Here is an 18,416-nt window from a genome sequence, read left to right on the forward strand (position 1 = left end):
TTTTGTCTCATCTATGGATGGCGTTGTAAAGAATCGCGTCCAGGAAAGATAAGGAAATAACAATCGCAACCACCCTCAGTTAACAAGGCACTTATTCATTTTTTCCCAGCACCATCCCCGTTCGACAGGGCAGGTAGATGGCAATTCCACTGTATACCGGGTTCAGTCTGAGAGAATAAGTCGAATGAACCACCTCATGGGAAATGCGCCCCTGGCCGCCGAAGCGTTCTTCATCAGAATCCAGAACCACTTGGTAGTCACCAGTATCATGGAGGGGTATTTCCAAATGTTCCCAAGAGACAGTGGGGTGAAAATTAAAGAGAAAAACATGGCTGTTGCTTCGGTATGCAATCACTTTCCGTTCTTCATCCACCATCAGCGTGAGGGGGCTGCCTCCCATCAGGTTGGCGGTTTGCATCAGCTGAAGCATAGCCTGGTCGAAATGATACAGATCACGGTAACGAAGAGCCGGATTGTCTGCCAGTGACCAGAGTCGGCGGCAGTGCTGAAAACTCCATCCGTTGCCTTCCCGGGGAAAATCAATCCATTCCGGGTGCCCAAACTCGTTTCCCATGAAGGTAAGGTATCCTTCTGATCCCAAAGAAATGGTGATGAGCCGGGCCATTTTATGCAAGGCGACGGCCCGTTCCACTTCCAGATTCTGACTGCCACGACGCATATGCGCATACATTTCTTTGTCTGCCATTCTGAAAATCATGGTCTTGTCTCCCACCAATGCCTGGTCATGGGATTCCACATATGCAATGCGTTTTTCCTGAGGCCGGCTGGTGGACAGCTCATGCACCATTTGGCCCATTTGCCAGTTTTCATCCGGCTTCTCCAGGGTTTTTACCCAAAAGTCCGGCATTCCCATGGACAGCCGGTAATCGAACCCGATGCCTCCGGTTTCAATGGGCAGGCACATACCCGGCATGCCGCTCATATCTTCTGCAATACTCAGGGCATCGGGCCGCAGTTCCTTGGTCAGCTCGTTGGCAAACTGAAGGTAAGTGAGCGCTTCCAGATCTGTGTTGGCGCTGAAATATTTATCATAGCTGTCGAAGGCAGTTCCCAGTCCGTGGTCGTGATATATCATGGAGGTGACGCCATCAAAGCGAAACCCGTCAAAATGGTATTCTTCCAGCCAAAACTTAATGCCGGACAACAGGAAGTGTATCACTTCGTGCTTTCCATAGTTGAAAAGCTTCGAATCCCAGGCGCTGTGGTTTCCCCGTTCACCTTCGTGAAAAAACTGATGAACAGTGCCGTCAAACTGATTAATTCCTTCGGCAATATTCTTCACTGCGTGGGAATGGACAATGTCCATGAGAACGGCAATTCCCATTTGGTGAGCTGTATTGACCAGTGACTTCAAGTCCTCCGGTGTTCCAAACCAGGATGAAACGGCAAAATAGTTAGACACATGATACCCAAAAGAAGCGTAATAGGGATGTTGCATCACTGCCATCAGCTGTATCGTATTGTACCCCATCGTCTTTACCCGAGGCAGTATGATTTCTTCAAATTCACGGTAAGAACTGATTTTCCCCTCTTCCTGTGCCATACCAATATGACATTCATAGATAAAGGGAGGGCGGTGCGGGAGTAGCTGAAAATCTGAGTCTGTCCAATGAAATGACTCAGGAGGATGCCAGATTTGCCCGCAAAAATCATGGGTTTCAGTGTCCTGCACCACGCGTCGAATATACAGTGGAATCCGGTCTCTGGCCGTTCCCTTGCTTACCACATGCACTTTCACCCTGCACTCATGACATAGTGTTTCTCTGCCTTCAAGAAATATTTCCCACACTCCCGCTTCCCTTGCTGTCAACGGGTGGGAATTTCGGTTCCACCCATTAAAGTCTCCCATGAGAAATAACGCATCTGCGGCAGGTGCCCATTCCCGGTACACCCATCCATGATCAGTGGGGTGGAATCCAAAGTACTGGTGCCCGTTGGCAAAATCTTTGAACTGGCTGTCATCTCCCAAAAGAGATCTTTTCATCTCCCGGTAGTGTTTCATGCGCAGTATCAAATCCTGTTCGTAAGACCCCAGCCAGGGGTCAACCTCCAGTATTTTCAGTTTTCCCGGCGGGTGGTTTCGGTCATCCATTTTACGTCACTCCCTCCACACATCATTCCAGCAATGTATGCCAGCTATCCTGGATCATTTTTTCCGGTAATAACCCTTGCTTCAGATAAAAAGTGGCGCATCATCCACACCATGTTTCATTGCATTGGACAATGCACCCTCATTATATCAGTTATACCCGTTTTGGGCACCTGCAGTATTATGGAGTTTCTAACTACCTGATAACCTTGTCGTGCCATGATGGTTGGTTTGTGATGGTCATGATCCCGCGATCATCTTTTCACTGCTTTCATCTGCTTATTTGCTGTCCTTCGATTCTCACATATTAACCTATATAACTTAAGCTCCTTTTACTGTTTCCGGGAACCAGTGCCGTGTTTTGTTGGCAATGCGCACCAGGGTTAACATCACCGGCACTTCCACCAATACCCCAACAACTGTTGCCAGAGCCGCCCCGGAGGTTAGCCCAAAGAGGGTGATGGCGACAGCCACCGCCAGTTCAAAGAAATTGCTGGCACCTATCATGGCTGCCGGTGATGCTATGTTATGGGGCAGTTTCCATGCACGTGACCAGCCATAAGCGATGGTGAAAATGAAGAAGGTCTGAATGGTAAGGGGGATGGCAATTAACAGAACGTGCAATGGGTTGGACAGGATGACGTCACCCTGGAAGGTGAAAATGATGATCAGCGTCAAGAGCAAGCCGACGATGGTTACATTGTCAAATTTTCTCAGAAAGACATTCTCAAAGTAATCCAGGCCTTTATTTTTGATGATATGTTTGCGCGAGAAATACCCTCCTGCGAGTGGGATGACGATAAAAAGTACAACTGACAGGAACAGGGTATCGTATGGTACGATGACGTCACTGATGCCAAGCAGGAACGCTACAATGGGTGTAAAAGCCACCAACAGAATCAAGTCGTTCACTGCTACTTGCACCAATGTGTAGGCCGGATCCCCTTTTGTTAAATGGCTCCAGACAAAAACCATGGCCGTGCAGGGAGCCGCTCCCAAAAGCACTGCCCCTGCCAGGTACTCGTTGGCCAAATCAGGCGCGATGAAGTTCTGAAATAGTATTTTCAGGAAAAAGGCGGCGATGACATACATGGTAAAAGGCTTGATCAGCCAATTGGTGACACAGGTAACCACCAGCCCCCTGGGTTTTTTGGTCGCTGCCACAATACTGGTAAAATCAATTTTCAGCATCATGGGATAAATCATCAGCCATATGAGAATGGCAACCGGAATCGACACCTGAGCATATTCAAAGCGGCTGAGAGTTTCTGGAATCACGGGTAGATATTGGCCGATGGCCACTCCTATGACGATGCAAGCCGCCACCCAAATTGTTAAGTAACGCTCAAAAAATCCAATTCCCTGTGTATTTTCTTTTTCCACGCTGGACACCTCCTGTAATGTATACTGCCTTATGAAACTAGCTGGCAAAGATCTTTTTTTCATGACGTTTTAGTGTTTCACAGTTTTCGCCACTGGACTCATATTCCTGCAGTCTTTTCAAGTCATCCTGGTACAGCGGTTCCTGATCCATGAAATCTTCAAGATATTTGAACAGCAAATGATGCTTTTTGATAAAATCTTCATGAATTGAGTAGTATATCCACTGTGCTTTTTTTTCGTACGTAATCACGTTTTCAGAGCGAAGCCGTGCCAGGTGTCTGGACACATTCGATTGAGTTGTGTTTAAGATAACTTCCATTTCACAAACGCACAGCTTGCTCTTTCTCAACAAATTAATCATTCGCAGGCGATTTTGATCTCCCAGTGTTTTAAATAAGCCGTCCATTTCACACCTCCTAACCATGCTGGTTGTATAAATATATAATCACATTCTTACATTTGTATATTTGATTACGCTCATATATTACTCCTGATTGTTGACAATGTCAAGAATTTCTTTCTGCACAAAAAAGAAACCCTTCAGAATTGAAGTGGTTTCCCTTTACTTTATAATATTTCCACACTGGCATCAAATTGATAAATGACGTCTTTACGCTCAATGATGACTTTGGTTCGTTTGGCCAGTGCTTCATCTTTTTTAATTTCCAGAAGCAGTTCTTTTGCAGGATTGATGGCCACCGGGTATTTGACCGATTGCAGCATGGTCAGGTCACCTTTGGTGTCACCATAGGCATAACTTAGATCCAAATCGATATCATATTGCTCCACCAGTTCAGCCAATGCTTCTGATTTACTGTGGGAATCCCACATTTGCTTGATTTCACCGGTAAAGTTATTCTGTTCATCCACCTGGTACTCGGTTGCCCGAAAGTCATCTGCCCCATACTTTTCTGCCATGCGTTCCACCAGATAATCGGGGCTGCCGGAAACAAAAATAACCCGGTGCCCCTGCTCCTTATGCCAGTAGATCTGATCCCGGGTGAACCGATAAACCCGGTCACCTTTGGTTTCAATCACCTGGTGCACGATGAAATCAATGTAGTGCTTGTTTTGTCCCTTCATGGAGTTCAAATAGATTTCTGCCACTTCCAACAGATAATCTTCATAATTGCCCATGCGTTTGTCCCAATTTCTGAAAGCTTTCTGGGCATGACTGTACCAGTATTGAGGGTCGATGATTTCATAACGAATCAGCCGTTTAAAATGTTCCATCATCAATGAGTCCCGGTGTAAGGTACCATCGATATCGAAAAAAGCAGCAATTTGTCCCATCGGTCAACTCCTTACTTGCGTTTACCCCTAATTTCGTCCCGGGCAGCCAGAGCGATGTTTGCAGCATGGTCTGAAATTCGTTCCAGATTACTGATGATATCAAGGAAAATGACTCCGGCGCTGGGAACACACTGGTGAGCATTTAGGCGCCCGATATGATTGGCCCGGAAACGCTTTTCCAATTTATCAACAGCTTTTTCTTTCTCCAGCACTTCTTCAATCAGCTTTTCATTTAGTTCTTTCATGGCTGTCAGTGCCGACTCATAAGCGCCAATGGTCAGATCGGTAATTTCTCTGAGCTCTTCAATGGCCGACTCTGAGAAAATAAGATTGCCATCAAGTTTAAACTGGGCCAGTTCTGCCAGGTTTTCTGCATGGTCGCCCACCCGCTCAATGTCATTGATGGTATTAAAGAGGCCGTCTACTGTCTCCCGATTGGAAGCTGCCAGATTCTGGTTGGAAAGCTTCACCAGGTAAGAAGCTATCTCCCGTTCCAATTCATTGGTGATTTTCTCAGTACGCATCACTTCATCTATTTTTTTCTGATCCCGGTCAAAAATGGCATCCATGGCGTCACGTAATGAACCACCGGCCACATTCCCCATATGCAGGGTCTCTTTAATGGCAGTGCCCAACGCAATCGCCGGGGTGCTCAAAATTCGTTCATCGATATATTTCACACCCTGAATGGCATCAGCACCTCCGGGCACCATCCTGAAAGCAGCCTTAATGAGATAGCCGGTAAAGGGAAGCAATACCAGCGTGGTGGTAATGTTAAAAATGGTATGGGCATTGGCAATTTGTCGGGGAACATCTCCCGGACTCAGGTATTTGATCAGGTGGTAGGTGGGTTCCCGCAATAAAAAGACAAAGAGAACTGTGCCGATGACGTTAAACAAAAAGTGGAAAGCGGCAGCCCGCTTGGCGGTTTTATTTGCTCCAATACTGGAAATAATTGCTGTGACTGTTGTTCCCAGATTGATCCCAAAGAGAATGGGCAACCCGGACTCGATGGGAATCAGCCCTTCCATGGCCAGGGCCAGCAAAATTCCTGTGGAAGCGGTACTGCTCTGGACCATGACAGTGATTCCAAAGCCAGCCAGAATTCCCAAAAAGGGGTTCTCAGCAAAACTGATCAGTATGTTTTTGAAGGCTTCAAACTCTCGCATGGGACGCAGTGCATCCCCCATCATTTTCATGCCGATGAACAGCATGCCAAAGCCAATGAAAGCTTCTGCCAGCTGTTTGGTTTTGCGATTTTTGCTGAATAACCAGACCCCCACCGCGATGCCAATGATCACTGGGGCAAACCGGTCAATTTTAAAAGTGATAATCTGGGCGGTGATGGTGGTACCAATGTTAGCACCCATAATCAGGCTGGCCGCCTGAGCCAGCTGCATCATCCCCGCATTAACAAAACCAACCACCATAACTGTCGTGGCACTGCTGCTCTGAACAACGGCAGTCACCAGCGCACCCACGGCAACCCCCATGATTCGGTTTGAAGTCAGCATGCTGATAATATCTTTCAGTTTGTTGCCGGCCACTTTCTGCAGCCCGCTGCTCATCACATGCATGCCGTACAGGAACAGGCCTAATCCTCCCAGCACACCAAATGCAATCTCCATTCTTCATCCTCCCCAACTATCTGTCACTTCGGTGTTCTCTTTTTCACCGGACAGGCAAATCATAACCATTATACACCGACTGTTGAATACTTGCCATGTTTTCTATCCAGATTCATTCTTTTTTTTTGCATTTATGATCCCCTCACCTAAAAAGGTCTCAGTCTGAAAAAGTTCGCAGATTTCAATGATAAATCTATAGGCAAACAGTAGTGAATATGGTATCCTATTGACGGACGAAACACGTCCACCTGAAACTGATCTAATAAAAGGAGGATCTTCATGGTATTAACCACGATTCAAAAAATGATTGCCAGCCAGCTGGGTATTGGTAATCCTGCAGTCATTACTCCCGAAACCAGTCTGCTTGATGATCTGGAAGCCGATTCCCTTGATGCTGTCGAGATCATCATGGCCATTGAGGATGAGTTTGGTTTGGAAATTCCCGATGAAATGGCTGAGTCTCTGCGTACCGTGGGCGAGATTGTGGAATATGTAGAAGAACATAAAACGGCATGAAAAAAGTGCTGAACATCAGCACTCAACCTCAAACGACCTGACTCCATCAGGTCGTTTTTAAATGGTTAACATAAATATTCACTTGTTCCACGTGAATTTCGGTCATGGTTTCCACTGCCTGTTTCACTTGTTTCTGGGCTTGTTCCACCATTTTGGGAATGGGGATACCATAAAGGACTTCCAGGGATAAATTGAGTATCAAATGATCCGATTCTTTTTCCAGCTGAACACCGCTTTTGCTGGTGGTGTTTCGACTGAAAACTTTTGCCATGCTTCCCGGAAACCCGCCACTAATGGAAACAATGCCCTCAATTTCAGAAACGGCGTTTCGCGCAATGGTCATAATAATGTCTTCAGAAATGCGTATTTTGCCTCGATCGCTGTGAATCACCAATGGATCTGCGGTTGTCATCAGTCATTTCCCTCCTTCTTACAGGCGGCTTTTTCATCCACTCATGGCACCACTGTTGTGCCCTTTCTTTCCAGATTTCCTGAACCATTTCATATTCATTGCTGCCATTCACATTGACAAAACAGTTCAGCTCCGGATCAAACTGTCTCAACACCTTTTCGTCAACTGTGCGTACCAGTACATCCTCATAAAAGCGGATGACTTTATAATTCTCCCGATCAATGTAACGTCTCATGTGGGGCAGGCAGCTTTTTTGATAAAACGCATGCAAGGGCTGAAAATGACTACCAATTAATGGTACCCGGACATCTTCACCGTCCAGCAATTCGATCATGTGTTCAATCACTGCCCGGTTAAGGAGCGGCATATCACAGGGAACTGCAAAGATAAGATCGTTCCTCGCGTGATAGAGACCTGTATACAGTCCAACCAGCGAGCTGCGGTTACCCGAATTCACGAGATCCTGGACGATGCGGACATTATCCAGCATGGGAAATGACTGGGGATGGTGGGTCACGATCAGCACTTCGTCAAACAAACAATCCAAGGCACCCGCTACCCATTCAATCATGCGTCGGTCTCCCAGAGGAAGCTGTGCCTTGTTGCGTCCCATCCTTTTGCTGGCTCCGCCTGCCAATATGACGCCTGTGATCCTGTGTTTCATCATTGATTTCACCCCGCTTAATCCATTATATCATAATCGAATTCGGCTTAACAGCCTTGTCTGGATCTAAGTCAACTTCACCGCAGGCTGGGAAGTGTTCCCACAAAATCAAGAAAATCTTCCGTGGTGCCACGATAGTCTGGTGTCATTGTCTGTTTATCTGCCTGAAGCAGGCAATTGGTCACCAAATAGGTTTGCATCCCCAGTTCACCGGCCATCAAATCTTCGTGAGCATCATTTCCCACCATGATGGTCGACGCCGGCTCTGTTTGCAGAATATCCAGCACCTCTTGATAAAATGCCAAATGAGGTTTGCAAGCGTGCATGGTTTCAAAGCTGGTGATGAATTCGAACTGATCCGGAGACAGTCCTGCCCAACCGATACGTTTTTCAACAGCCCGCAATGGAAACAGAGGATTGGTGGCCACTGCCATTCGATATCCTTTGTTCTGCAAGGCATGAACGGCTTTTATCATCCGGATATCTGTTCCCGTTGTTTCTCTGGCCTGCTCAAAATCAGTTTCATAAAATTGCTCAAAGGTCTGAATCATTTCGGATCGCTTCTCTTCATGGGCTTCGAAAAATGCACGGTAAAAAGTTGCTTCGTTGGTTTCGCTCCCTCCCTGGTTATTCAGCATTTCATGAGTTCCCTTCCAAAGAAGCTTCTGAAACACTTCAGGAGACATGTATTGATAAAAGTGTCCTGTCAGTGCTTTCAAATAGCGTTGCATGAATCCTTCCTGGTCCATTGGCAATAACGTTCCATCTAAATCAAAAAGAACTGTCTTGATCTTCATTGGCTGTCTCCTTTTTTGTTTCTCAAAAGTTCCCGGCCTTTACCTCCATTACAGAATGCCACGCCGCGACGGCTGTTGCGCCTTTTTTTCATCCGGTCCTTCTATTCTGATTCCCATTATAGAGTAATTCATTCATGCCTGCAATGAGACTTCCATCTTACGAAACGCTGTTATCATTTGAAATACTGTTACAGTAACATCAGATACGGGTATAGCTTTGACAGATTGATTTATTTATCTGACGCTGCTTTGATGTAATAAAAGGAGGGAATCGTTTGGACCACAATTTATTGATTGGCGGCTCCGCCGGCCAGGGAATGGACACCTTGTCTGGTTTATTGGAACGCAGCCTGAAACGAAATGGCTACCATGTTTTTGTCCATAAGGATTACATGTCACGAGTACGAGGCGGTCATAACTTTATCCAGATCCGATTCAGCGAACAGCCTTTAACTTCTCACCGGCTTTCCCTTGATCTGATCGCTGCCTTTGATGAAACCACCATCACAGAACACCTTCCCCGATTGCACCCAGAAGGCGTGTTGCTCTGCGATGAAAAACTGAAGCAGCATCACCCACAGCTCTTTGACTGGCCCCTGGAATCTCTGGCAAAAGAAGCCGGGAATGCCAAAACTTTCACCACCGTATTTCTGGGACTGCTGCTTCAGTGGTACGGTTTACCCCTTGAACCCACCGAAGCCCTCATATTGGAGGCTTTCAAAGCCCGTTCACCGGAAGCTAATTTGAAAGCACTTCGACTGGGCGCCGACTTGACAGAACCCCGTATCTCCCTGCCCCCCGGCAGTGATGAAGACCGGTTACTTATCAACGGCAACGAGGCCATCGCTCTGGGTGCACTGGCGGCAGGTGTCACATTTTACAGTGCCTATCCCATGACTCCTTCCACCAGTATTATGAACTATTTGGCGGCCAAGCAAACAGAAGCCGGCGTTGTGGTGGAACAGGCTGAGGATGAAATAGCTGCCATCAACATGGCCATTGGTGCCAATTACGCAGGCATAAGGGCCATGACAGGCACCTCTGGCGGGGGCTTTTCTTTGATGACTGAAGCACTGGGGCTGGCCGGCATCACTGAAACACCACTGGTGGTGGCCAATGTACAGCGCCCCGGACCTGCCACTGGCTTTCCCACCCGTACCGAACAAAGCGATCTAAGTTTTATCCTTACCGCTTCCCACGGCGAAATTCCCCGGATGATAACCGCCCTTCGGAATCCGGAAGAGTCTTTCGCTCAAACAGCTCGGGCTTTTAACCTGGCTGAAAAATATCAGCTGCCGGTGATACTTTTAAGCGATCAGTATCTGTCCGATTATACGGTCACCATACCACCTTTCAATGTGGCAGACGTCTGCATTGACCGGCACCTCGATGCGGGAACCACTTATTCTGAAGAGAATCCTTACAAGCGCTATGCCTTCACTGAAAACGGCGTATCACCACGCCTGGTTCCCGGAAAAGTTTCCGGCCAGATTGTCCTTGCCGATAGTGATGAACATGATGAAGAAGGCCACATCACAGAATCTGCTGAAGTGCGCATCAGAATGATGTCAAAACGGATGGGAAAACTGGAACTGTTGAAAGATGAAGTGGAAGAGCCCTGGCATTTGGGAGCCGAATCACCTGAGATCCTCCTGCTGGCATGGGGATCTGTGGCAGGCCCTCTTCAGGAAGCACTGCAGCTCTTGGAAAAAGAAACAGATCTGCCGCCCATCGGTGCCCTGATATTTGGGGATTTATGGCCTTTGCCCGTGAATCGGTTAACAGCACTGGCTGATAAAGCCCGCATCCTCATGAACGTGGAGCAAAACTATACCGGTCAGCTGGCCCGGTTGATTCGTCAGGAAACCGGTATCGCCTGCCAGCGAAGCTATCTTAAATTCGACGGACGACAGATGGCACCGGAAGAAATCGTGGCAGCTGTTAAAAAGGAGGTGCTTTAAGTGACTGATCCTAAATGCTTCAACTCCACAGACCCTTCCGCCTGGTGCCCCGGTTGCGGCAATCATGCCCTGCTGGCAGATTTGAAGGAAGCGCTGGCCCAGTTGGATAAAAACCCCCATGAAGTACTGGTCTGCTCGGGCATTGGACAGGCGGCCAAAACCCCCCATTACCTACGGGCAAACGGATTCAACGGCCTTCATGGCCGCTCAGTCCCTCCGGCTTTTGGTGCCAAGGTAGCCAACAAAGAACTAACGGTAATCATTAACTCCGGTGACGGCGATTCTTACGGCGAAGGCGGCAATCACCTGATTCACAACATGCGGCGAAATTTGGATGTGACTCACTTTGTCCATGACAACATGATTTACGGACTGACCAAAGGGCAAGCCTCGCCCACCACGCGGCCCGGCCATACCACAGGGATTCAGACAGAAGGTGTGGTGCTTAATCCGCTTAAGCCCTTGGCACTGGCCATCACCATGGGCGCCACTTTTGTGGCCCGGGGGTTTGTGGGTGAACGGGAACAGCTCATTGAACTGATGAAAGCTGCCATCACCCATCCCGGCTATGCCCTGGTGGATATTTTCCAACCCTGCGTGGTATTTAACAAAGTCAACACTTTTAAATGGTACCAAGAACATACCTACCAGCTGCCGGAAAGCTACGACCCCGGCAATCGCATGGAGGCACTTCAAAAGGCCTTTGAATGGGACGATGGTATTCCTCTGGGAGTCCTCTATCGTGAAGAAAGGCCGACGTATACCCAGTTAAATGAAGTGCTGCGGGAAGGCCCACCACTGGTGGACCGCCGACTGGCCCCAGAACGAGTCATGCCATTCTTTGACGATTTCCGTTAATGCTTCCCTCTAATGATCACAAAGGGCAGCGGCACCAGAAATGACGGGCCCTCTTTAACTCACTGATAATGTGTTCCTGTTTGTGCAAACAAATGTAAAGCTCCTTCGGTTAATGACCGGCAGCTGATGCCGGCGTTCTCCGAGGGAGCTTTTTCAGTTTCTTCGATTCACTTAACGCTGCTATTCTTCCATCACTTTTAGATGTTCAGATACAATGAAATCTGCCTCCGTGGCTTCACGAATCTGCTCCACTGTCACATCAGGCGCAATTTCCCGGAGAAACATCCCACCGGGTGTGATGTCAAAGACACCCATCTCTGTCACAATCAGATTTACTTCTTTTCGTGCCGTCAAGGGTAAGGTGCATTCCTTCAAGATTTTGGGGCGTCCCTTGGCAGTATGTTCCATGGCCAAAATGACTTTTTTGGCACCCACTACCAGGTCCATGGCACCTCCCATGCCCGGTACCAGCTTGCCGGGAATCATCCAGTTGGCCAGATTTCCCACTTCGTCCACCTGCAGAGCTCCCAGCACAGTGGCATCCACATGCCCGCCACGAATAATTCCAAAAGAAGTGGCGCTGTCAAAGTAAGCGGCTCCTTTCAAAACAGTCACGGGCAATCCCCCTGCATTCACAATGTCCGGATCTTCATTGCCTTCCTGTGGTGCGGGACCCATTCCCACGAAACCGTTTTCCGACTGGAAAATAATTTCCACGCCTTCAGGTATGTAATTGGCCACCAGCGTAGGCATACCAATGCCCAGGTTCACAATGTCGCCGTCTTTAAATTCCTTTGCAACCCGTCTAGCAATGCGTTCGCGCACATCCATCATGCATTCCCCCTTACGATGTAATCCACAAAAATTCCCGGAGTCATCACATTATTGGGGTCGATTTCGCCCACTTCCACCAGCTCCTGAGCTTCCACAATAACCGTCTTGGCGGCTGTGGCCATAACCGTATTGAAATTGCGAGTGGCCGCATTGTACCAGATGTTGCCCTTTTTATCAACCTTTGAACCCCGAATCAGGGCAACGTCTGCCCGCAGGGGAAGCTCCAGCAGATAGTCCTTTCCATCCACAACGATTTTCTGCTTGCCTTCTTCCACCACTGTCCCCACACCGGTAGGGGTCAAAAACCCGCCCAGCCCGGCACCACCTGCCCGAATTCTTTCCGCCAGTGTGCCTTGGGGAATCAGCGTCACATCAATGAGCCCTTCATTCATCATACGGCCTGTTTCAGGATTGGTGCCAATGTGTGAGGCATATAGTTTTTTCACCTGCCCATTAACAATCAGCTTGCCAATGCCTACATTAGGTCTCGCTGTGTCGGTGCAGATAATAAACAGATCCTGCAGACCCTTCTCCACCAATCCATCCACCAGTGTTTCAGGGGTTCCCACACCCATAAATCCAGGAATCATCACTGTCATACCATCGTGTACAAGATCCATTGCCTGTTCCAGTGAGATGATTTTGTTCATGCACAAACCTCCTTCTCCGTCAGTTTTTTATGTCCGATGCCGCGTTTTCATGTCTATCATACCAGATTCTTAGCGCTATGTCCAAATGAGGTGGCTTTTTTTGCGATTATGCCTTTATTTTCCTGCATCATTATCTATCAAACTTTGTATGGCTTCCTCCAACATTTCTTCCAATCCCAGGTTCCAGGGTCCCTGGGTGATCCGATCGGCTGCTGCCTTCAGTTCTTCGTTGGCATTTGCCACAGCCACACCCGTGCCTGCCGCCCGAATCATCGAAAGATCATTTCTTTCGTCTCCCACCGCCACTACTTCTTCCATGTCAAAGCCTTTCAGCTTCACCAACTGCTCCAGTGCTGCTCCCTTTGAGGCCCCTGCAGGCAGTATTTCCAGATAATTCCAGTCAGAATAAACAGGCCCGAAATCATAGCCGGCAGATACAATCAACTCATTGGCAAACTGTTTCAATTCAGACGGGTCTCCAATGATCAGCATCTTAGTGGGATCCTGGTCTGCCAGAGGCGTTAGATCCTCCTGACAGTGACACGCAATACCGTCTTTTTCCATGTGTTCCAAAACTGCTGGTGTGTGGCTTCTCACGTAGGGCACCTGGTTCACATGCATGATGGTATCTAAAGGAAAATGTGTCAGTAAATCAAGAGCTTTCAAGGCCAGTTCTCTGTCAAGAGTATGCGCCGCCAACACTTCATTGGTGACTGAATCAACAATTTGAGCCCCATTATAGACAATGACGGGAAAGTGAATATGAAGCTGCTGAATAAAGGGCTCAATGGCTTTTTTCAATCTGCCGGTGGCCAGGGTAAAGACCCCCCCAGCCTTCTGATAATCATGAACCATTTTGACAGTGGCCGCACTTACCTGATTTCCTGATTCAAAAAGGGTTCCATCCACATCTGACACAATCAGTTTTATGTGAGTATTTTTCATATTTACCTCCTGTTATTCATCTGTTTCGATATTGAATGCTTCACAATTTCAGACTATTGATTGCTTCACAGCTAAAGTAGTCAAACAAGTTGCTAATAGAGCGCTTGATCAGAACATTCACCGCTCAAAATCGAACCCTTTCAATCTTTTTAAACAAAAGAAAGCAGGAAAAAAGCCAGGATCATGGCTGCCAAAGGGGTGATTACCCAGCCTGCCATTATGGTTCCCAACATCTTCAGATTCAGGTTGCGGCCACCTCTGACAAGGCCAATGCCGATGACAGCCCCCACTACCGTTTGTGATTGAGAAACCGGCACCAAAGGCAGAGAGGGCAGTCCCGCAGCAATGAGCACCGACTTCAGCCCCTGAGATGCAAACAGAAACAATACCAGCGCACTGGAAAGCACCACCACCAGGGCCGCCGGCGGCGTCAACCGGTAGATCTGGCTGCCAACGGTTTGCATCACCCTGTGGGAATAGGTGTAGACTCCCAGGGAAATCGCCGCGGCTCCCAGTAAAAAGAGCAGTTGCTGGGAGGTGATCATCTGTCGGCCGCTTCCCATCACCAAATCAATGGAAAAGCTATTGGTAAACACGCCCATCACATTGGCCATGTTGCTGGCACCCAGGCTGTAGGCACCAAAAATACCAGACAAAACAAGCCCCACACGAATCAAACGATCCATCTTCACCAAGTGAATGTGGGACCGTTCATGAAACATCTTCATCAGGAGGTAAAGTCCCATGGCAAACAGCGCCCCCAGCAATGGAGCAACCACCCAGGTGCTCGCAATTTTTGTCAGCACACTCATATCGATGGATTCACCACTGTGCAGGTTCCAGCCCACCAGTGCTCCCACAATAGCTTGAGAGGTGGATACAGGCAGTCCCCGGCGGGTCATCACCATCACTGTTACCGCTGCAGTCAGCGATACCAAAAAAGCTTCTTCAATTCTGGTGACCGCTCCCAGGGCTCCAAGGGTTGCCGCCGGACCACTGCCACTGACCACCGCTCCCAGGGCAATGAAGAGACTCATGAGCAGAGCGGCCGTTTTGAAACGAATCATCCGTGTGGCCACTGCTGTTCCAAAAATATTCGCAGCATCATTGGCACCCAACGACCAACCCATAAACAAACCGGCTGAAAGGTAAATCAGTGTTTTCAAACCTTCTTCCATCGGACACCTCCCTGCATCTGTCATGAGCTTGTTGCTCTTATTTTACATGATTCTTTCAAAAGCGCCAAATAAAACCGGCCTGTCGAAGAAATTTTCTCCCACAGACCGGTTGGAAAGGCTCTTTACTGTTGGCACTTTTACTTATTCGGCCAAATTTTCGCATCCGGATCAAGAAGCCATTTGTGTTCATCTACAAAAATCCGCTCTGAAAAACGGGCTCCCTCAAGATGTCGAATCATCCAAAGATAGTACATGGCATACCCGGGAACGGCCGTCTGGGGATGCACCAATCCTCCGGGCAGCACTGATGTATCCATATGCTGCACCTTGAAAACATCATCACCAATTTCGCAATGACCATACCCTTTTTCCGGGTAAAAACGGTAATGATAGATTTCTGGCTGAGGATGATGGTGGGGCGGCCAGCTGGAATACTTGCCCGGATGATTGATCACTTCTCCCATCACCAGATTGGCATCAGGTGCATTTCGATCATCAAAAATGGTGCGCACGGTACGGGTCGCTGTTTCATTAAGGGTACCTGCTCCAAACTGTTCACTCAGGCATTCTTCAGGTGTATACAGTTTGGAAGGAAAAGTCTTTTTGTTATCTGTTTTTTGCTCGGCGATCTCCGTGCCGGAGGCCAGGGCCTTGATAATCACTTTTGTTTTTGGCGGCACATGCAGGCACCAGGGATTTTCTTCAAAAACGGAGTTTCTGGAAGCTTCCTGCATCTTTCCATCCCATTCATACATAACTTTTCCATTCAATAACAAGTAGGCACGTTCCATGTCTTCATCATTGTTTATCTCCATGCCTTTGTCCAGAAAATGAATGCCAAAATCCATAAGCATCTCGCTTGCTCTTCCATCCATGGCAGTGATTTCATTGTATCCTTTGTCAAATGGTTTTGGAGCAGAGATAATCAGTTCTTCCCTTTGCAATGAAATACCTCCTCATATTATATGATGTCACTTTCAACAATAATCTTCACCACATCACATTGTCTTCACACCTGCGGAAGCTGCGCTGCCAGTGTCTGAATCTCCAGGCGATTGGCCGCATCAAAAAGAATTGTCACCGGCTTCTGCTCTTTCAGTTGAATGGTCAGTTTTTCCCAGCCATCATCATTAGATTCTTCCAACATTGTTGTGGTGATTTGATGAAGAGGGATGTAGGTCCAGATCCCACTGTATTTTTGGGTGGCAGAAGTGTCTTTTTTTGTTTCCTGTATAAGAATTAACTCTTCACTTGTCAGCAGTGTCAGGTGGGGCGCCGTCTCATTGGTTTCCTCTGAGGTGGTCGTTCCTTTTGCCCGAGGCTGGTATACCATTGATCGTACTCGCTGACCCGGCAGCAGGCTTTGTTTTCCATAGTTGAGGAATTTCATACTTTCTTCCATTAATTGACCCAACACACCTGCATCAGGTTCCGTTCCCTGTTCACTCAGACCCAGGGCTTTCAATCGGGCGTTTTCAACCACCGGAAGAAAAAGTTCTTCCATCACTGTATCATAATAGAGCTTTGTATCCTTATACCCAGAAGTGGTGTTCCCAAAAAACCTGATCCAGGACTGAAGCAGCACTGTCCCTATTTGTATTGCCTGCAATTCAGCAAAATCGTAGATCAGTGTACGAATTCCGTTCCCCTCTTGCATGCAGAACATCACCTGGTCGAGTGTAGCCGCCATAACAGTATCTACAGACGGTTTGCCTGTCTGACTGTTTTTGGGGGCATACACCATATGGGGAAATGTAGTGTTCCCTTCAAGTAAATCCACAATGGTGCCTCTGAAAACCTCAGGCACTTCATCTATTGAATTGACTTTGACTGCCCATGCTTTCATGGTTTTTAAAGATGACACGAATACCTCCTCCTCTCAGGTTGGGCTGACAAGTCTTTGTAAAACTGAACTATAGGTTTCATACCCGTTGTTCCCAATGATACGCAGCTTATGTCTGCCTGCCTATTGGAGAGCATTTTGCATCAACAGTTGACTGTTTTGATGATCCCACTGCATGTACATAGGCTTCACTGCATCCTGTTTTGCCAGAAAAGCGCCGTTTCCGGCGCTTCAGGTTTCTATAAGTTACCGAATGATAACCATGTACTCACGGATCATTCTTACCAGATCATCATATCCCTCAAGAAATTGCTTCAGGGTTGTGTTGACGGCTCCAAAAGAATCAAAATCTTCTTCAGTCATGCCTTCGGCTTCATATGCCTTGATAAAATCCGGTATTTTCGCTGCAAGGGTTTCGATGATTTGCGGATCCACCGGAATCTGCATGCGGGGTTCCACTTTCACATCTGACTCATTGAACTTTTTAATCCATTTGTGGGGAATGGTCATGGCCAGGTCACTGCCCATAAACTCTGTCCACTGGTAGTCATTGCGATAAGCTGCCGCCAGTAACTGGGTGCGGTAGCCTCTTTCATTGTAAATACGATAAGCATTCTTCATAACAGCAACTCCGGCCCAATCCAGGTATTCCGGATTTACTTCAATACCATCCCGTTTCACCACTTCTTTCAACCAGTCATCGATTCGACCCACCATAATGGTGCATACCGGATGCATCTGGCTGGTGTCTTTACCTTCTGCTTCCCGCCGTTTCAACCCACGTTCAACGGCTGCGCCGATGGCCAGTGCCTGGGGCACCGTAAAACTGACAGTGGCATTAATGCTCACACCCTGATAGGTGGCTTCTTCAACTGCTTTAACGCCAGCTTTGGTCACCGGCATTTTAACCTGAATATTCGGTGCCAGGGTGCTGAAATGCATGGTCTGCTCCAGCAGCAGTTTCCAGTTTCGATAATATTTGGTGTTGGTTTGAATGGAAATGCGCCCTTTTTGCCCATTGGATGCTTCGAATATGGGCATTAACATTTTGGCGCCAGCCTGGGCCATTTCTTCATTAAGCTTCCAGGCAATGTCGTCTTCTGTGGCTTCCGGCATGGTGACCACCATTTCTTTGATACGTTCATCATACCGTGCTTTGTCTTGCTTTAACACATTCCCCACGATAACCGGATTGGTGGTGGCTCCCACAGCGCCATACTCCAGTGCATAAGTTAACTCATCGATGGCGCAGGAATCATTCCAGAAATCATTGGACATGGTTTCTGCCATTTCGTGCAACGGACTTTTATATTGTTTGGAATCCATTTTTTACCTCCTTGGGAC

18 protein-coding genes are annotated in these 18,416 nt (G+C 47.8%); 3 read left to right on the forward strand and 15 right to left on the reverse strand.

Going from position 1 to position 18,416, the window contains the following annotated elements; translation table 11 throughout:
- Positions 1 to 91 precede the first annotated feature (91 nt).
- From QOL74_RS02640 to QOL74_RS02660, 5 genes are all read right to left on the reverse strand, one after another.
- Positions 92 to 2,113, reverse strand: a complete 2,022-nt coding sequence (locus tag QOL74_RS02640; RefSeq protein ID WP_283407875.1) for an alpha-amylase family glycosyl hydrolase — start codon at positions 2,111 to 2,113, stop codon at positions 92 to 94.
- A 318-nt stretch (positions 2,114 to 2,431) separates the two neighbouring features.
- Complete coding sequence (gene arsB, locus QOL74_RS02645) at positions 2,432 to 3,493, reverse strand: ACR3 family arsenite efflux transporter (RefSeq protein ID WP_430383845.1); 1,062 nt, start codon at positions 3,491 to 3,493, stop codon at positions 2,432 to 2,434.
- Between the two features lie 37 nt (positions 3,494 to 3,530).
- The gene (locus tag QOL74_RS02650; protein ID WP_283407877.1) at positions 3,531 to 3,899 is read right to left on the reverse strand and encodes an ArsR/SmtB family transcription factor; all 369 of its coding nucleotides are present in this window, start codon (positions 3,897 to 3,899) and stop codon (positions 3,531 to 3,533) included.
- Between the two features lie 161 nt (positions 3,900 to 4,060).
- Positions 4,061 to 4,786, reverse strand: coding sequence for an HAD-IB family hydrolase (locus QOL74_RS02655; protein WP_283407878.1), 726 nt, complete (start codon positions 4,784 to 4,786; stop codon positions 4,061 to 4,063).
- Positions 4,787 to 4,797: 11 nt separating this feature from the next.
- Positions 4,798 to 6,414: a Na/Pi cotransporter family protein gene (locus QOL74_RS02660; RefSeq protein WP_283407879.1), complete on the reverse strand. Its 1,617-nt coding sequence runs from the start codon at positions 6,412 to 6,414 to the stop codon at positions 4,798 to 4,800.
- Positions 6,415 to 6,693: 279 nt separating this feature from the next.
- On the opposite strand from QOL74_RS02660, the gene acpP reads away from it, so the two are divergent.
- Positions 6,694 to 6,930, forward strand: a complete 237-nt coding sequence (acpP, locus tag QOL74_RS02665) for an acyl carrier protein (protein WP_283407880.1) — start codon at positions 6,694 to 6,696, stop codon at positions 6,928 to 6,930.
- Positions 6,931 to 6,976: 46 nt separating this feature from the next.
- Here acpP and QOL74_RS02670 read toward each other — a convergent pair whose 3' ends face one another.
- From QOL74_RS02670 to QOL74_RS02680, 3 genes are all read right to left on the reverse strand, one after another.
- The gene (locus QOL74_RS02670) at positions 6,977 to 7,342 is read right to left on the reverse strand and encodes an Asp23/Gls24 family envelope stress response protein (RefSeq protein WP_283407881.1); all 366 of its coding nucleotides are present in this window, start codon (positions 7,340 to 7,342) and stop codon (positions 6,977 to 6,979) included.
- Entirely contained in the window at positions 7,284 to 8,006 is a 723-nt protein-coding gene (locus QOL74_RS02675) for a molybdenum cofactor guanylyltransferase (RefSeq protein ID WP_283407882.1), read from the reverse strand. Before QOL74_RS02675 ends, QOL74_RS02670 begins: the two co-directional genes overlap by 59 nt.
- A gap of 77 nt (positions 8,007 to 8,083) precedes the next feature.
- Positions 8,084 to 8,803, reverse strand: a complete 720-nt coding sequence (locus QOL74_RS02680) for an HAD family hydrolase (RefSeq protein ID WP_283407883.1) — start codon at positions 8,801 to 8,803, stop codon at positions 8,084 to 8,086.
- Between the two features lie 275 nt (positions 8,804 to 9,078).
- On the opposite strand from QOL74_RS02680, the gene QOL74_RS02685 reads away from it, so the two are divergent.
- Together QOL74_RS02685 and QOL74_RS02690 are read left to right on the forward strand one after the other, a co-directional pair.
- Entirely contained in the window at positions 9,079 to 10,764 is a 1,686-nt protein-coding gene (locus tag QOL74_RS02685; RefSeq protein WP_283407884.1) for a 2-oxoacid:acceptor oxidoreductase subunit alpha, read from the forward strand.
- Complete coding sequence (locus QOL74_RS02690) at positions 10,765 to 11,622, forward strand: 2-oxoacid:ferredoxin oxidoreductase subunit beta (protein WP_283407885.1); 858 nt, start codon at positions 10,765 to 10,767, stop codon at positions 11,620 to 11,622.
- Between the two features lie 180 nt (positions 11,623 to 11,802).
- Here QOL74_RS02690 and QOL74_RS02695 read toward each other — a convergent pair whose 3' ends face one another.
- The 7 genes from QOL74_RS02695 to QOL74_RS02725 form a co-directional block, all read right to left on the reverse strand.
- Positions 11,803 to 12,453: a CoA transferase subunit B gene (locus QOL74_RS02695; protein WP_283407886.1), complete on the reverse strand. Its 651-nt coding sequence runs from the start codon at positions 12,451 to 12,453 to the stop codon at positions 11,803 to 11,805.
- The gene (locus QOL74_RS02700; RefSeq protein ID WP_283407887.1) at positions 12,453 to 13,106 is read right to left on the reverse strand and encodes a CoA transferase subunit A; all 654 of its coding nucleotides are present in this window, start codon (positions 13,104 to 13,106) and stop codon (positions 12,453 to 12,455) included. Before QOL74_RS02700 ends, QOL74_RS02695 begins: the two co-directional genes overlap by 1 nt.
- A gap of 114 nt (positions 13,107 to 13,220) precedes the next feature.
- A complete protein-coding gene (locus QOL74_RS02705; protein WP_283407888.1) occupies positions 13,221 to 14,051 on the reverse strand; it encodes a Cof-type HAD-IIB family hydrolase in 831 nt (276 codons plus the stop codon).
- A 149-nt stretch (positions 14,052 to 14,200) separates the two neighbouring features.
- Positions 14,201 to 15,229, reverse strand: coding sequence for an inorganic phosphate transporter (locus QOL74_RS02710; RefSeq protein WP_283407889.1), 1,029 nt, complete (start codon positions 15,227 to 15,229; stop codon positions 14,201 to 14,203).
- Between the two features lie 137 nt (positions 15,230 to 15,366).
- Entirely contained in the window at positions 15,367 to 16,173 is an 807-nt protein-coding gene (locus QOL74_RS02715; protein WP_346771699.1) for a 5-deoxy-glucuronate isomerase, read from the reverse strand.
- Between the two features lie 65 nt (positions 16,174 to 16,238).
- A complete protein-coding gene (locus QOL74_RS02720) occupies positions 16,239 to 17,093 on the reverse strand; it encodes a hypothetical protein (RefSeq protein ID WP_283407890.1) in 855 nt (284 codons plus the stop codon).
- Positions 17,094 to 17,318: 225 nt separating this feature from the next.
- A complete protein-coding gene (locus tag QOL74_RS02725; protein ID WP_283407891.1) occupies positions 17,319 to 18,398 on the reverse strand; it encodes a transaldolase family protein in 1,080 nt (359 codons plus the stop codon).
- Positions 18,399 to 18,416: the final 18 nt, after the last annotated feature.

It is taken from the genome of Anoxynatronum buryatiense (genome assembly GCF_900182905.1).
GTDB classification, from domain to species: Bacteria; Bacillota; Clostridia; order Peptostreptococcales; family Tindalliaceae; genus Anoxynatronum; species Anoxynatronum buryatiense.